This is a genomic window from Ruminiclostridium cellobioparum DSM 1351 = ATCC 15832 (assembly GCF_000621505.1).
Taxonomy (GTDB): Bacteria; Bacillota; Clostridia; order Acetivibrionales; family DSM-1351; genus Ruminiclostridium; species Ruminiclostridium cellobioparum.
The window spans coordinates 53,822-70,363 of the sequence record NZ_JHYD01000033.1; the positions used below are offsets into that span (position 1 = coordinate 53,822).

Genomic DNA, 16,542 nt, shown 5'->3' on the forward strand with positions numbered 1-16,542 from the left:
GAAATACTAAGAGAAATATTAAGATAAAAGGGAAATACTAAGGAAAATATTAATAAGAGGAAGTGGAACGTGAGAAATTTTCTATCGGAATTCAAAGAATTCATATCCAGGGGCAGTGTTGTTGACCTGGCTGTCGGTATCATAATCGGTTCGGCATTCACAGCCATTGTCACTTCGCTGGTAAACCAGGTGATCATGCCGGGAATAGGCTTTCTGATCGGAAGGATCAATTTCGCCGATTTCAGGTGGACACTTGCTCCGGCTTCGGGTGACAAGCCTGAAGTTGCAATATATTATGGTGCCTTCATACAGCAAATCATTAATTTTATCATAATTTCATTTGTTGTGTTCTCCATGGTCAAAATGATCAATGTATTGCGGAGAAAAAAGAAGGAGGAGGAGAAGCCTCCGGTGCCATCTCCCGAAGTTCAGCTGCTGACTGAAATCAGGGATTTGTTGAAAGAGAACCGAAAATAAAAACAGGACGATATAAATTAATGCATTGTGCTGATTAATTTAAATTTTGCTTTAACTAAGTAACTTTTTTATATCAACTGGTAACTTCCGCACTAACTTCATAAAATAAGGGTGCACCCAAAACAATTACAAAAATTGTATCGACTCATTTAAAGCGGTTTTGCCGTCGTTCAAACTCGACATCCTGTCTCGGTTTGAAGCTCAAAGCAGCGTCCTGCTGCTTTGACGGCAAAACCACTTTAATTTTGTCGACAATTTATAGCAATTGTTTTTACCGTGCATCTTATTTTATGAAGTTGTCCTCTCGTACCAGTTGATTTCAAATAATTGTAAGGCAAAACAAAATTTCAAATAGCACAACGGGTTAATTTACTGTAAAAGAAAAAGCAGACCGGATTGGCTCCGGCCTGCATTACGCTGATATAAAACTGATTATTCTGATTTAAAATCTTGATTATCCTATAAACTGTTGTGTCCAGTATAATCTTCCGCTGGAATTCTTGGCTATACCTACACCGATTTGGGTAAAGGATGAGTTAAGGATGTTTGCTCTGTGTCCGGGTGAATTCATCCAGCCCTGCATAACCTGTTCAGGTGATGTCTGTCCCATTGCGATATTCTCGCCGGCAGTTCTGTAGCTGATTCCGTACTTTTTCATCATATCAAAAGGTGAGCCATAGGTTGGTGAATTATGGTCGAAGTAATTATTCTTTGCCATATCCTGTGATTTAAGGGTAGCTACCTTGCTCAGCTCGGTATTCATCTTTAATGGCTTGAGTCCTGCTTTGGATCTTTCTGCATTAACCAGGTCAACTACTTTCTTTTGAAATGCACTGTAATCCCCGTTGGTGGTGCTTGGTGCCGGTTTGGTTGTTCCTGTCGGTTTTGTTGTGCCGGTAGTTGGTTTTGAAGCAGGCTTTGTTGTGGAAGGCTTGCTGGAAGCCGGCTTTGCCGTAGTTGTTTTGCTGCAGTTTGAATTATTTGTTAATTTAGCTGATAAAGAACCGGTATATGATTTGATTATTTCTTCCAATTTTGATTTTACGGAAGTTACGCTATTTTGCTGATTATTTGAGCTTTTAGCTGAATTTGTCTTTGGGCAATTTTGAGTGTTTTTTACTGAAGTACTTACATTCAATACCTTTGGTTCACCGGATTTATCGCCGGTATTCAGGACTGTATTCTGAGGCTGATTATTACCGGCAGCCACATTTCCTTCCAAGGTTTTAAATGCGGTATCGACTGCTGCCGATACAGGAGTTTGCTCCTTGACGGCTTCGCTGTTTAAAGCGGCAGCTTCGGCCGGCCTGCTGTTATCAGCGGCAGCTTTGTTTCCTGACACATTTGCATTGCTGCTGAATGCAAAGAATGATACGAGTACAGCACATGCTGCGATACTTGATATAACTGTTGTTTTTTTATTATTCATGTTTACCTCCATTAGTTTCGACTAAATTTTACGTGCTTCTTCATGCCCATAATCAGCGTTTGTGACGATGCTTCTGTTCAATGCTTCGTTCAGCGTAAATATTTATCAGCTACCGGGGTATGGACATTATGTTAACACTGCTTTCTGTGAGAAACAACCCCCCAATTTATGGTAACCCGCTTAAGTGTAAGCTTACAAGGTTTTGGAAAAAAGGAGTAAAACCTTGAGGCGGCAGGGATAGCCCTTGGTTAAGTTGACATAAAATTAACGATAAAAATAATTGAAATTTGTTTATTTGGACTAAAAATATATTATTATTTACTGTTTACCTATGGTAAAATGGGGGAATAAATGAAACAGAATCCGGAGGAAAGGCGGTAAAACAAAGTGTTGGAATGGATAAGCAATCAGAATCACATATTTCAAGCCCTGCTGGCAACTCTGATGACCTGGGCAATGACTGCACTCGGAGCGGCAATGGTATTCTTTTTTAAGGAGATAAACAGACGTGTTTTAAACACCATGCTGGGTTTTGCTGCTGGAATTATGATTGCCGCAAGCTTCTGGTCACTCCTGGCACCGGCTATTGAAATGGCCGGAGATGCACCCATACCTGCCTGGCTGGTGGCCACGATAGGTTTCTTAGGTGGTGCAGGCTTTTTATATCTGGCAGACAAATTAATCCCGCATATGCACCTTAACTCCAAGGATGGGGAGGCAGAAGGGATTTCTACCAAGCTGAAGCGCAGTATTTTATTGGTTTTTTCAATAACGCTGCACAACATACCGGAGGGACTTGCCGTAGGTGTGGCTTTTGGAGCAGTTGCAGGCGGAATAACCGACGGAACGCTGATGTCTGCTCTGGCAATTGCAATCGGTATTGGTTTGCAGAACTTCCCGGAGGGGGCGGCAGTTTCAATTCCGCTCAGGAGGGAAGGATTATCGCGCAGAAGGAGCTTTTTCTACGGACAGGCTTCCGGTATAGTTGAGCCCATTGCAGGTGTGCTGGGAGCGGCCCTGGTTATGTTCGTAAAGCCTGTTCTGCCATATGCACTGGCCTTTGCCGCCGGCGCAATGATATTCGTTGTGGTGGAGGAGCTCATTCCGGAGGCGCAGAGCGGCTCCCATGAAAGTACTCACCTGGCTACCATAGGCTGTATATTAGGATTTGCAATTATGATGATATTGGATGTGGCCCTGGGATAAAAAAGAGTGTGTCACGTGCTGCTGGAAAGCTGAGCGACAATTTAACTGGCACTGCGGGTTAAATTATATTTCAATTAACCTGTTGTGCTAATTGAAATTTTGTATTTGCTTTACAGATAGATTTAATCAAAAGCAACTGGTACGTGAGTATAACTTCATGAAATAAGATGCACAGTTAAAAACAATTTACCGCAATTGTTTTGGGTGCGCCTTATTTTATGAAGTTAGTACGGAAAGTACCAGTTGATATAAAAATTAAAAAGGTAAAGCAAAATTTAAAGCAATCGCACAACGCGTTAACTTAACTGATTACGCTGGTGCGCTTTTCTACTGAAGGCGGGATGCCATAGTATTTTTTATACAGCTTGCTGAAGTAATATGCATCCTCGTAGCCTACATTTCTTGCAACCGTTTTGATGGGAATATTGCCTGCATTCAAAAGCTCATTGGCCTTGGTCAGGCGGATACGTATCAGATGATTGATAGGCGATTCCCCGGTCTCTTCCTTGAATATCTTGGATATGTATACAGGACTCAGGTACATGTTATGGGCGAGCCTGTATAAGGAAATGGGCTTCATATAATTCTGGCTCAGATATTCCAGTATTGTATTTACCACATTGGTTTTTTCTGAATTTGCAAAATTAAGTCTGGCTTTTTCGGACTTATCCTTGTTTGCATTCATTCCCCTGTACAGCAGAGAGGTGAGTTTAAGAATACTCGCCTTAATCATCAGATCACAGTAAGGCTCATTCTTTTCCTGTTCGGATAAGGTTTCGTTGACGCATTTTAAAATATCCGGCTGAAACAGCGGCATGGAATAAATTATCCCGGCGTCGGGTTCAATCAGATAATTCGGCGGCAGATTTTTTATCTGAAAATCGCCCAGGGCGTAATTGAATTCTTCCACCTGAACACCTTCGGGTATGATCTTAAGGTGTTTTAAACCAGGTTTGACTATTACGATATTACCCTTTGTCACCTCATATCTGACATCGTCAATAACATATGTGAAATTGCCGGCCAATATGATTTTAACCTCCGTGAAGTCATGAACGTGATAACTCATGGGTTTTTCACAGTCGGCTACATTAATAAATGCGTACAGTAAGGTGGGATTAAAGCATTCAGCTCTTACTTCGGGCATACACAAAAGAAATCACTCCATTGCAGTCATTTTAAAAGCAAATTAAAAACAAAGTTAAAACCAAAATAAAAACATAGTATAATACATATTTACAGCATTTAAGGCTTTGTATGCCTATTTTTACAGAACAATTTGCATATATATTTACAATAATATGTATACAGTATTAATTTATATGTTATCACAAACTTACCCCGATTCCAATCATATTCATTAATAATGTTATTCGGCACATAGGATAAAAATATCCATCACCAGGTAAAGAATATCCATTTTATAAGAGGGTTTACTCTTTATAATAGTACTAAGGTCAATAACTATGGACTCAAATAAAAACTACGGCAAAAGTGTGGTAAAAGCGTTGTAAAAGCGGCTTGAGAGCTTGATCCGCCTGAAGGTGACGGCTTTAACCTCAATTGAATTTGTAAATTAATTTGTGAATTAAATTTGTGAATTAAAATGGAAGGAATTACTTATTTATGGAAAATGTAAAATGGGTATGGAGCTACATAAAGAAATATAAACTCCGGATTTGCATAAGCCTTATCATGGTCCTTGCTGCTTCGGCACTAAGCATGGTATCTCCATATGTGTCGGGTATTATTGTTGACAGGGTTATCAAGCAGGGACACAGGGAAATACTTTTTGCACTGGCGGCATTAATGATAGGAGCCACGGCAGCAAAGGCAATAATAAGATTTACATACCAGATTAACTTTGAGAAGGTCTCCCAGGGAGCATACATGACCATCAGGGAGGATATGTACAGGAAGCTTCAGGCGCTGGATTTCAAGTTTTTCGATACAACAAGAACCGGTGACATCATGGCAAAAATGACCGGCGATATGGACACAGTCCGCCATTTTGTAGCCTGGGTTATTTACATGGTCTTTGAAAATGCCGTAATTTTCATTTTTGCGGTGATACTGTTATTCACAATCAATTGGCAGTTTACACTTGTGCTGCTTCTGGTCATACCCTTTCTCGGCTGGGCGGCCATAAAACTTGCCAATGAGGTAAGACCGACTTTTTCAGCTGTCAGACAGCAGTTTTCAAGGCTGAACTCCGTAGTGCAGGAGAACATCAGCGGAAACAGGGTCATAAAGGCCTTTGCCACAGAAAAGATTGAAATTGACAAGTTTGACAGGGAAAATGAGGCATACAGGCAGAAAAACATGGATTCGGCCAATGTTTGGTCAAAATACCTCCCCATAATAGATGCGCTGGCCGGAGCTCTTTCACTTACCATCATTATAATCGGGGGTATTCTGGTAATCAACGACCAGATATCCATCGGAGAGCTGGTAACCTTCAATTCCATAATATGGGCCCTGGGCAATCCTATGAGACAGTGCGGCTGGCTCATAAACGACATACAGCGTTTTAACGCCTCGGCAGATAAAATCAGAGAATTCTTCGAGACCGAGACATCAATAAGCAATACGGAACAGCCTGCCGAAGAAGAAATCAAAGGTGTGGTTGAATTTAAAAATGTGAGCTTTGGCTACGAGGGGGAAGAGGTGCTGAAAAATGTCAGCCTGAAGGCCAGTCCCGGACAGACAATAGCTATAATAGGGCCTACCGGTTCAGGCAAATCCACACTTGTAAATCTCATATGCAGGTTCTATGACTGCAGTGAGGGTGAAGTACTGATAGACAATATAAATGTCAGAGATATGGAGCTGAGAAACCTTCGTGCAAAAATATCGGTTGCGATGCAGGATGTGTTCCTTTTCTCAGATACCATCGAGGGCAATATAGCCTATGGTGTGCCGGATGCTCCCTATGAATCTGTAAAGTGGGCTGCGGGAATAGCAGATGCCCATAAGTTCATATCAAACCTGCCCGAAGGTTACGATACCATTATCGGGGAGAGGGGAGTGGGCCTGTCGGGCGGACAGAGGCAGAGAATAGCACTTGCAAGAGCTATTCTGAAGGATCCTTCAATACTGATCCTGGATGATACCACCTCCAGCGTGGATATGGAAACCGAATTTGAGATACACAAGACACTAAGGTCTTTCTATAATAATAAAACAACATTTATAATTGCTCACAGAATAGCATCTGTCAAAAATGCCGATAAGATAATAGTTCTTAACGGGGGAACAATTATTGAACAGGGTACCCATGAAGAGCTTTTGAAACAGAAGGGTTACTATTATAACGTATATCTTACCCAGTTCGGCGATTTTGACGCCGCAGCGGTCAAGGAGGTGGGGTAATGGCCAGAAACAAGTACGATGTGGATGAAGAACTGGTATCGGTTTTCAGAATGAAAGACTTAATAAGGCTTCTCAGATATATGAAGCCCTACAAGCTCACCATAGTTGTCACAGTAATTCTGATGCTTATAGCCAGCGTTGCAAATCTGCTGGGCCCGGTGCTTGTGCAGGATGCAATAGACAACAGGATTCCTGACAAGGATATTAGCGGATTGATAATTTTGTCGGTCATTTTTGCCGTCACGCTCATTGTAAACGCAATATGCTTCAAATTCAGGGTCAGACTTATGTCCACCATAGGGAACAATATTGTAAAAAAGATCAGGGAAGATATTTTTTACAAACTTCAGGAGCTTCCATTTTCATATTATGACAGCCGCCCTCATGGAAAAATACTGGTCAGGGTACTAAACTATGTCAATTCACTGAGTGACCTGCTGTCAAACGGTTTTATAAACTTTATAACCGATATGTTCACTCTGGTGTGTATCGTAGTTTTCATGCTGTTCATAAATGTGAAGCTGACACTGGTCAGCCTGCTGGGACTGCCTCCCCTTATAATAACCATAATGTTTATCAAAAATATACAGAGAAGGAATACTCAGGCTTTAAGCATGAAGCAGTCAAACCTGAATGCCTATATCCATGAGAGTATTTGCGGCGTCAAGGTTACCCAGTCCTTTGCCCGTGAAAAAAAGAACGAGAGTATTTTCCGTGAACTGAGCATTGCCTATAGAAAGGCATGGATGAAATTTACCAAATCCAACTTTATTTTATGGCCCATTATTGATACCATCTCGACATCAGGTGTGGCAGTGCTCTATTTTGCGGGAATAATATGGATACAGGGTGTATCCGTCGGTGTGCTGATAGCATTTATAAGTTACATATGGAGATTCTGGCAGCCCATTGCCAATATGGGGAATTTTTATAACGCAATGATAAATGCCATGGCCTACCTTGAGAGGATATTTGAGACCATAGACGAGGAGCCGGCCATTTCCAATCTCCCGGGAGCAGCTGAAATGCCCCAGGTCAAAGGACAGGTGGAATTCAAGAATGTGGGCTTTACCTATGACGTGGAGGCCGGAAACAAAATTCTGGATAATATAAACTTTAAAGTCGGGCAGGGCAGTACCATTGCACTTGTGGGGCCTACCGGAGCAGGAAAGAGTACGGTAATCAACCTTCTCAGCAGATTTTATGATGTTCAGGAGGGCGAGGTGCTGATTGACGGAATAAATATAAGGAATGTCACACTGGGCTCTCTCAGAAGCCAAATGGGAGTGATGCTTCAAGATACCTTCCTTTTCTCGGGAACGGTAATGAGCAATATTAAATATGCCAGACCGGACGCCACCGACGAGGAGGCCATACAGGCTGCGAAAACAGTGTGTGCCCATGATTTTATAATGAATCTGAAGGAAGGATACGATACTGAAATAAATGAGAGGGGAACAAGGCTGTCCATTGGAGAGCGGCAGCTGATATCCTTTGCCAGAGCGCTGCTTGCCGACCCGAGAATTCTCATATTGGATGAGGCTACCTCAAGTATTGACACCAGAACCGAGCTTGCCCTTCAAAACGGTCTGCAAAGACTGCTGAAAGGCAGAACTTCCTTTATAATTGCCCACAGACTTTCTACAATAAAAAATGCCGATTGCATCATGTACATTGACAGCGGCTCAATAGTGGAACGCGGAACACATGAGGATTTGCTGGCCTTAAAAGGGCACTATTACAAATTGTACAATTCACAGTTCAGTGTGCTTGAGGCCGTGTAGCAGGGACAATATTGATTTCCCGCGGGAAGCTTCAAGGCGGCTGCGGATTTTACCGCCGGTTGTGACTGCGTACTTTACATGTATTGAATATTGAATTATGATATAAATAAAATAAATTGGAAGATAACCTGTTAAGTACGGTTTATTCTATTAATTCATATTTGGGGAGGATATAACAGTGAGTATAACAAAGAATTATTTCGGTACTTTGCCCGACGGAACACAGGTAGATATTTTTACTCTGACAAATTCCAGGAAAGTATCAGTTGATATTATCAATTTCGGCGGCATAATAGTTTCAATCACAGTGCCCGACAGGGACGGGAATATGGCAGATGTGACTTTGGGCTACAGGAACCTTGACAAATATATTGAAAATCCCGGATACCTGGGAGCACTTATAGGAAGGCACGCTAACAGAATAGAAGGTGCCGCATTTGAGCTCAACGGAAAAGTATATGAACTGGCAAAAAATGATGGAAAAAATCATCTGCACGGCGGAATAACAGGTTTTCACAATGTTGTCTGGAAGGCCGGGGTCATAGGAGAGAAGCTTGTACTGACCCATACAAGTCCCGATGGAGAGGAAAATTATCCGGGAAAGGTTGATGTGAAGGTTGAATATTCCTTAACCGGGGAAAATGAGCTTGTTATAGACTACAATGCGGTTTCAGACAAGGATACGGTAGTGAACCTGACAAATCATGCATATTTCAATCTGGGCGGGCATGCATCGGGCGATATATTGAAACACCAGATTTATATAAATGCAGACAGCTTTACGCCTGTAAATGATGAGTGTATCCCAACCGGAGAGATCAGAAGCGTAAAAGGCACCGTAATGGATTTTACCGCCCTCAGGAATTTTGCAGATGGCTTTGACAGCAGCGATGAACAGATTAAAAACGGCGGAGGCTATGATCACAACTGGGTATTGAATACTAAAGGAAATATCGGGGAAGCGGCAGCTGAGTTATATCATCCCGAAAGCGGGCGTTTGATGCAGGTGTTTACTACTAAACCGGGTGTGCAGTTTTATTCGGGAAATTTCCTCGATAACCTCAACGGAAAGGAAAATGCCGTCTACGGCAAAAGAAACGGGCTATGCCTGGAAACCCAGTACTTTCCCAATGCAATGAAACACAAGCACTTTCCTTCACCTGTTCTCAAAGCGGGAGAAAAGTATCACCATGTTACAATATATAAATTTACTACTAAATAATCAAACAAAACAAAAACCCCTGGTAATCAACCAGGGGTTAATTGTTGTACAGTACCTGTTGGCACAAACCTATCTTCTAGAAAATCCACCGTTAGAACTTTTTTGTGAAGCTTTTTTAGCTTTTCTACATTCAGGACATCTTGCAGGCTCGTTTGTGAATCCTTTTTCCGCGTAGAATTCTTGCTCGCCAACCGTAAAAGTAAAAGTTGCGCCGCAATCTTTACAAGTAAGAGTTTTGTCTTGCATTGGAATACCTCCAAAAAATTTTTATTGCTGAGCATATAAAGCCTTAAACATTACGGAGCGAAAAAGGATTGTACAAATAAGAATAAGAAATTATAAGCCTTAGCACTTATATTATACTATCTGCACAAATAATAAGCAAGAAATTTGTTATATTTGGAAATAATTTTATTTGACAAAGTATTGACAATAACATTATGAAAGTATATCAGAAAAAAATTTACCGTAATATAATCCATCATTTTAATTTTTTAGTCTATTTTCATGACGTTTATTATTATCTAAAATGGTATTATGGAAGCTGATAAGTATTTTTATTCAGAAATTCAAATGATTAATATAAATTAATAATATAGTTAAAAAATATATATTTGAAAGGAACAGGCCATGATAGTATTTCATGAAAATAAAAAGCTCTTTCATTTAAGTACCAGGGGTATGTCATATATTTTTGGAGTGGGAGGATATCTCCAGAACCTTTACTGGGGGGAACCGGTAAATGCCGAAGACTGTGCCGAACTCATGGAAGTTAACTTTCACAGCTCCTTTGACCCCGATACAAACTTGGACAGGGAAGAGTTCACCTGCTGGAACGGGCGCAGCTTTGCCGAACCCTGCCTTAAACTGCAGCAGGGCGGTGAAAGTGTGGTTTTTACAGAATTTGCCGGCTGGGAAATCTTCAATGGACAGGATAGGGTTCAGACCCTGAGAATCACACTTGAGGACAAGGTCAGGGAATTCCAGCTTATTCTTGAGTATGTGGTTTATGAAGAATTGGATATTATTTCAAGGAAGGCGATTTTGAATAACATTGGCAGCCCGCTCAGTGTAGAAAATTTTCAGTCGGCAGCATTGAGCCTGCCGCAGCTTGAAAGGCCTTTCATGAGATACGTTACCGGAAAGTGGGCGGGGGAGTTTGTTATCAATGATGCCCCTGTTAACACAGGTGTATTCACAATGCAGTCAAAAAGGGGCATAACCGGACCCCATTTCAATCCATCCTTTGCCGTCTATGAAGAGGGTGCCACCGAGCAGAACGGAAATGTCTGGTTCGGACAGCTTGCCTACAGCGGCAACTGGAAGATATCCGTAGAGAAAACCATATTCGATAATATAAGAGTTACCGGGGGTATGAATGATTCGGATTTCTTCAAGACCCTTGGTCAGGGAGAAAGTCTTGAGACACCTGAGTTCTTTTTCGGCTTTTCAAACGGAGGCTTCGGAGGAATGAGCCGGAAGCTTCACAGGTTCCAGAAGGCTCATATTACAACTGCGTCGAAGCCGAGGCGGGTTCTTTACAATTCCTGGGAGGCCACTACCTTTGATGTAAATGTCAAGGAGCAGATGAAGCTTGCCGATAAGGCTGCATCCATGGGTGTGGAATTGTTTGTGGTGGATGACGGCTGGTTTGGAGAACGGCATGGAGATAATGCGGGACTTGGAGACTGGACGCCGAATGCCGGCAAATTTCCCAACGGGTTGGGAGAACTCATCTCATATGTAAATGGTTTGGGTATGGATTTTGGCATCTGGGTGGAACCGGAGGCTGTAAATCCCGACAGCTGCCTGTTCAGAGCCCATCCCGAATGGATTTACCATATAGACGGCGTAGAGCCCATGCAGTCCCGCAACCAGTACGTTCTTAATATTTCATTAAAAGAGGTAAGGGAATACCTTCTGGGTATGCTTCGCTCCCTGCTTGCTCAAAACAATATATCTTTTCTCAAATGGGACATGAACAGGATGATAACCGATCTGGGCTCCCGCGACGGGGTGGATCACAGGGAGCTGTGGAGGGCTCATGTGGATGCGCTTTATGAGATATGGGACACCTTGAGGAGCGAGTTTCCCCAGGTGGAACTTGAAACCTGCGCAGGCGGGGGAGGTCGCATAGATCCGGGGATACTCAGATATGCCGATCAAAGCTGGCCCAGTGACAACACCGACCCCTATGAAAGACTTTTCATACAGGAAGGGTTCACCAATTTTTACAACCCCGGAATTATGATGTGCTGGGTAACGGATACTCACCCGTCTTACAGGAGAAGCGGCAGGAGGGATATCAGCTATAAATTCCGCTCGGCCATGTGCGGGGGACTTGGCATTGGTTCGAATATCGGCAATCTGACGGCTGAAGAGCTGTCATTGTACAGCAGTCATATTGATGAATATAAAAGTATAAGACATATCGTCCAGAACGGCAGATTGTACAGATTGCTTTCACCCGGAAATTCCCCGGTTTCGGCAGTACAGTACATCTCGGAATCGGATGAGGAAAGTGTTGTATTTGCATTCCTTCACTCTCAAAAGTTTGGGGACCCTTGTAAAAGGCTGAAACTCCAGGGCCTGTTAAAGAATTCGAGGTATCTGGTACAGGCTGCCGGCAGTGAGGAGAGCAACAGGATCTATTATGGCAGTACACTTATGCATATAGGCCTTCCTCTGAGTTTGAAAGGTGACTTTGACAGTGCCCTTTTAAAAATAAAAAAGCTTGGGGAATAGGGATGTGTATATTTTGAGATAAACAACTGCTGCTATATCCCGGAGAGAATATAAACGGCCGAAAGTGTTGACAATAACATTATTGAAGCATATTAAAATAAATTGTAAAATCTATTGACAAATACTCTTTTGTACCGTAAAATATCAAATGTGTCTTGCGGGACATGAGATATGGTGGGTATAGCTCAGTTGGTTAGAGCGCCAGATTGTGGCTCTGGAGGCCGTGGATTCGAATTCCACTATTCACCCCAAAAAGTATAAGCGTCAGCTTATACTTTTTTTTGTCCGGTATAATCACCTTTTTACATATTGCACCAGTTTCTGCAACATTTTCTCAATTTACTTCGTCTATAAGCATAGAAAATAAATGCAAGATAGCTTCTTAAAGGATTAAAGGGGGAAAATGGCATGATAAAAAGACTGGCTTCAGGAATTATTATTGCAGTTTTAGCTTTTTCATTAATGGGCTGCGGAAGCGCAAGTACACAAACAAGCGCTGCTCCCAGGGCAGAAAGCAAACAGGTTTCGGTCGGATTTACCGGTGCTGCCGATGATGGAAATACGGCGTCAGACGAAAGAGGCGACAGCGCGGTGCAGGTAACCTCAGCCCGTATCAACGGGGAGGAAGGTGGCGGGTTTACCACAGCTGCCGATCAAAGCGCCGAACAGCAGAATACGGTTCAAAACTCAAGTGTTGTGAATATCGCCCAGAAAATAATATTTACAGGGCGGATGGATTTCCAAACCCTGGAATTTGATAAAACCAGAAATGAATTGTGCAATTATATGACTTCTATCGGAGCTTATCAGCAGAGTACTTCGGTTAATGGGGGAGGAATTGGTTTTCAGGGTATGAGGAGTGCGGTATACGTATTCAGAGTGCCCAAGGCAAAATACGGTCAGGCCTTCATAGATTTGAGGGAGTTTGGGACTGTGGTGTTTGAACAATCCAATGGCGAGGATGTAACAGACAGGTATTTTGACACAGAGGCCAGGCTGAAGTCCCTTGAGATACAGCGGGAACGGCTGTTGGAGCTGCTGAAGAAGGCAGCAAAGATGGAGGATATACTCAAAATCGAGAAAGAGCTTCAAACCACAAATTATGAAATAGAAAATCTGACAGGTACCCTTAAAAAATGGGATTCCCTTGTTGAATACTCCACATTCACAGTAAATATAAACGAAGTTGTACAAATCAAACCGATTCAGCCAAAGGAAAATGACGGTTTTTTCCACCGCATTTCAGCAGGCTTTAAAAACAGCGTAACCGGTTTGTGGAAGTTTACACAGGATATGATCGTGGCTCTTGCAGCCGCTTTACCGGTGCTGATACCTTTGGGGGTAATAGGCTTTGCGGCTTACAGGATCATCAGGGGGAAATACAGAAAATCCAAGGCGGGATCGGATAAGTCTGATATTCTGGAAAATTCTGCCGAGTCAACAGATTCCAAGGCATCTGATGACAATTCTGAAAAATAGCTGTCAATTAATATTGAACCTTGACACATGAAATTGTATATGCTATTATGATTTGGAAATTTAGTCTATAGGAGGATTTTTGATGTCTGCATTATCTGTAAAGGTGCAAAACAACTAAATAGTTGTAGGCTTTTAAATAAACAGGTTATTACCATTTATTTAAGTATGCCTTATTGATGGTACCTTTTGGTAGCATTGTGACACCTGCTTTTTCGTACAATTTGTCATTTTGTCATTGTACGTTACAGAATGCTTTGCAAACATTTTTTTCCGGACTGGATTTCAGCCTGTTGTATATGGGTATTTGACAGCATTTATATAAATAACAGTATTATTTATATAAATTGCCTGCTGATTTTATTTGTATTCCTGGTCTACCGGAATTTAATAGTTGTCCTTTAAGCGTGACAGGTTCGTCCTGGTCACGCTTTTTATGTTTCACGATATTCTGAACCTTTATGGCTGGAACTTCAGCCTGAATGTTGGGCAGAGTGCTGTCACGGGCTTTTGTTTTAATAATTTCAGCAGTGAAATGTGAGAGGAGAACAACTATGAATAATTATGCGGATACTTTGGAATATAACAAAATAATTGATATGCTCTGCCAGTTTGCAATGTCGGAGAGGGCACGGACCAAACTGTCGAAGCTTAAGCCCTACCTGTCCGAAGCGGAGTGCAGGGAAAGGATGCAGGAGACCACTGATGCCAGGCGTATTCTTGAGAGTCAGGGCACACCGCCGCTTGCAGCAATGACCGACCTGGATAAAATACTTGAGTTATGCTCAAAAGGTGCGATGCTGGTGCCCGATCAGCTGGTACTGGCAGCACAGTTCCTGATTTCCTGCAGGCGTATGAAAGCATATTTAAAAAAAGCTGAAGCTTTAGGCGGAGAAATTGCTTATTACGGTGGTTCTATAAATGAGCTTGGCGACCTGCTGGAGGAGATTGACAGATCAATAAGAAACGGCCGCGTTGACGACTCTGCATCTCCAAGACTGAGGGATATACGCAGAAAGCTGGAAAGCACCGGAAGCCAGGTCAAAACCAAGCTGGACAGCCTGCTCCGCAGTAAAAAGGAATGGTTTACAGACAGCTTTGTGTCAATACGGAACGGGCATTTTGTGCTGCCCGTGAAAAAAGAGTACAGGAGTTTGGTGACAGGTACTGTTATTGATACCTCCACCACAGGGGGAACGGTGTTTATTGAGCCTGTAGCCGTTCAAAAGCTTCAGACCGAAATATCACTGCTGCAGATGGAAGAGGAAAATGAGATCAGAAAAATCCTGTATACGCTGACCGCCCTGGTGGATGAGCAAAGAGCGGCAATATATTTGAATATGGATGCTATGGAGACCCTGGACATGGTTTTTGCCAAAGCAAAATTATCTGTACAGATGAAGGCCATACCGGTTAAAGTTGCGGTCAGCCGGAAAATGCTGATCAAGGCCGGACGGCATCCTCTATTGAATCAATCGGTCTGTGTCCCTCTGGATTTTGAGATAGGCTGCGGCATTAACGGTGTAATCATTACCGGGCCCAACACAGGGGGAAAGACTGTAGCCCTGAAAACAGCCGGACTGCTCTCAATGATGGCGCAAAGCGGGCTGCATGTTCCTGCCGGACAGGGAAGTGAGTTTTGTATGAACAATATGGTACTTTGCGATATCGGTGACGGGCAAAGCATATCCGAAAATCTCTCAACCTTTTCATCGCATATCAACAATATTATTGACATACTGAGCACCGCAACACGTGAAAGTCTTGTTCTGCTTGACGAACTTGGTTCGGGGACCGATCCTGCCGAAGGAATGGGGATAGCCATAGCAATACTTGAAGAACTGAAAAGGAAGGAATGCCTTTTTGTAGCTACCACCCATTACCCTGAAATAAAGGAGTATGCCAGAAAGGCCGAAAAGCTTGTGAATGCACGCATGGCCTTTGACAAGGAAAGCCTGAAGCCCCTGTACAGGCTTGAGATAGGAGAGGCCGGCGAAAGCTGTGCGCTCTATATAGCCAAACGTCTCGGCTTTCCGGAGCACTTGCTCAGAATAGCCCATGAACAGGCTTATGGGCAAAAATTCATTTCAAGCACTGTACAAACAAACTCATATAATGATGAATTCCTGTTTGCAGAAGAGGACAATGCAGAAGAGGACAATGGAAAGGAGGCTTCAAGCAACAGGAGAAAGTCGGGACCTGCAAGTTTGAACCCGAAGCCTGCTCCTGTGCTGAGGGGTGAGAAGGAATCGCCGAAACCAAACAGGAGCAGCAGGTTCAATATTGGGGACAGTGTTATGATTTATCCTCAGAGAGAAATAGGAATTGTTTATCAGACTGCAAACGATAAGGGAGAAATCGGAATACAGGCCAGGGACAGGAAAAGGCTGATCCCACATAAGAGGCTGAAACTGCATGTCCCAGCCGGCGAATTGTATCCTCCGGATTATGATTTCTCCATAGTTTTTGATACTGTGGCCAACCGGAAGGCAAGAAAAAAGATGGAAAAGGGACATAATCCGGAGCTGATAATCAGATACGATGATTAAAAGACTCATTTGGATAACCAGGGCATACCGCTGTCATACATTTTGACTGCAAGGAAATGCCAAATATAAAGCAGGGCTGACCCCGCATTGCCGGGGGTCAGCCTGTCCATAACAATTAAAACAAAAAATCAAGGTGTATTCAAAGCGGTCGGGGTGTCTAAATATGACATTAAAAAACCACTGTAACACTGTCGTTACAATGGTTCTGGTGACCCATCGCAGATTCGAACTGCGGACACCTTGATTAAAAGTCAAGTGCTCTGCCAACTGAGCTAATGGGTC

General features: G+C 42.7%; 10 protein-coding genes, 2 tRNA genes and 1 pseudogene. 9 read left to right on the forward strand and 4 right to left on the reverse strand.

Annotated elements, in window-relative coordinates; translation table 11 throughout:
- Positions 1-69: 69 nt before the first annotated feature.
- Positions 70-477 (forward strand): large-conductance mechanosensitive channel protein MscL, encoded by a 408-nt coding sequence (gene mscL, locus T344_RS0113515; RefSeq protein ID WP_027629156.1) that lies wholly within the window; start codon positions 70-72, stop codon positions 475-477.
- Between the two features lie 454 nt (positions 478-931).
- Here mscL and T344_RS0113520 read toward each other — a convergent pair whose 3' ends face one another.
- Positions 932-1,906 (reverse strand): CAP domain-containing protein, encoded by a 975-nt coding sequence (locus T344_RS0113520; protein ID WP_027629157.1) that lies wholly within the window; start codon positions 1,904-1,906, stop codon positions 932-934.
- A 390-nt stretch (positions 1,907-2,296) separates the two neighbouring features.
- On the opposite strand from T344_RS0113520, the gene T344_RS0113525 reads away from it, so the two are divergent.
- Positions 2,297-3,112, forward strand: coding sequence for a ZIP family metal transporter (locus T344_RS0113525; protein WP_027629158.1), 816 nt, complete (start codon positions 2,297-2,299; stop codon positions 3,110-3,112).
- Positions 3,113-3,413: 301 nt separating this feature from the next.
- Here T344_RS0113525 and T344_RS0113530 read toward each other — a convergent pair whose 3' ends face one another.
- Positions 3,414-4,259, reverse strand: a complete 846-nt coding sequence (locus T344_RS0113530) for an AraC family transcriptional regulator (protein ID WP_242842082.1) — start codon at positions 4,257-4,259, stop codon at positions 3,414-3,416.
- Between the two features lie 479 nt (positions 4,260-4,738).
- Between T344_RS0113530 and T344_RS0113535 the strand changes: the two genes are divergently transcribed.
- The 3 genes from T344_RS0113535 (at position 4,739) to T344_RS0113545 (ending at position 9,490) form a co-directional block, all read left to right on the forward strand.
- The gene (locus T344_RS0113535; RefSeq protein WP_027629160.1) at positions 4,739-6,484 is read left to right on the forward strand and encodes an ABC transporter ATP-binding protein; all 1,746 of its coding nucleotides are present in this window, start codon (positions 4,739-4,741) and stop codon (positions 6,482-6,484) included.
- Positions 6,484-8,268, forward strand: a complete 1,785-nt coding sequence (locus tag T344_RS0113540; protein WP_027629161.1) for an ABC transporter ATP-binding protein — start codon at positions 6,484-6,486, stop codon at positions 8,266-8,268. The genes T344_RS0113535 and T344_RS0113540 overlap by 1 nt, the downstream gene beginning before the upstream one ends.
- A gap of 178 nt (positions 8,269-8,446) precedes the next feature.
- Complete coding sequence (locus T344_RS0113545; protein ID WP_027629162.1) at positions 8,447-9,490, forward strand: aldose epimerase family protein; 1,044 nt, start codon at positions 8,447-8,449, stop codon at positions 9,488-9,490.
- A 72-nt stretch (positions 9,491-9,562) separates the two neighbouring features.
- On the opposite strand, the pseudogene T344_RS0113550 reads toward T344_RS0113545, so the two are convergent.
- Positions 9,563-9,736: pseudogene (locus T344_RS0113550) on the reverse strand (zinc-ribbon domain-containing protein); the annotation flags it as partial.
- 384 nt (positions 9,737-10,120) lie between these two features.
- Between T344_RS0113550 and T344_RS0113555 the strand changes: the two are divergent.
- The 4 genes from T344_RS0113555 to T344_RS0113570 all read left to right on the forward strand — a co-directional run bounded on the left by T344_RS0113555 (position 10,121) and on the right by T344_RS0113570 (position 16,260).
- Positions 10,121-12,235 carry an alpha-galactosidase gene (locus T344_RS0113555; protein WP_027629163.1) on the forward strand — a complete coding sequence of 705 codons (2,115 nt, stop codon included), beginning with the start codon at positions 10,121-10,123 and terminating at the stop codon, positions 12,233-12,235.
- A gap of 174 nt (positions 12,236-12,409) precedes the next feature.
- Positions 12,410-12,486: transfer RNA gene (locus T344_RS0113560), tRNA-His, on the forward strand.
- 157 nt (positions 12,487-12,643) lie between these two features.
- A complete protein-coding gene (locus T344_RS29780) occupies positions 12,644-13,714 on the forward strand; it encodes a DUF4349 domain-containing protein (RefSeq protein ID WP_051571857.1) in 1,071 nt (356 codons plus the stop codon).
- Between the two features lie 551 nt (positions 13,715-14,265).
- Positions 14,266-16,260, forward strand: a complete 1,995-nt coding sequence (locus tag T344_RS0113570; RefSeq protein WP_027629164.1) for an endonuclease MutS2 — start codon at positions 14,266-14,268, stop codon at positions 16,258-16,260.
- A gap of 206 nt (positions 16,261-16,466) precedes the next feature.
- Here the strand turns inward: T344_RS0113570 and T344_RS0113575 are convergent.
- Positions 16,467-16,542: transfer RNA gene (locus T344_RS0113575), tRNA-Lys, on the reverse strand.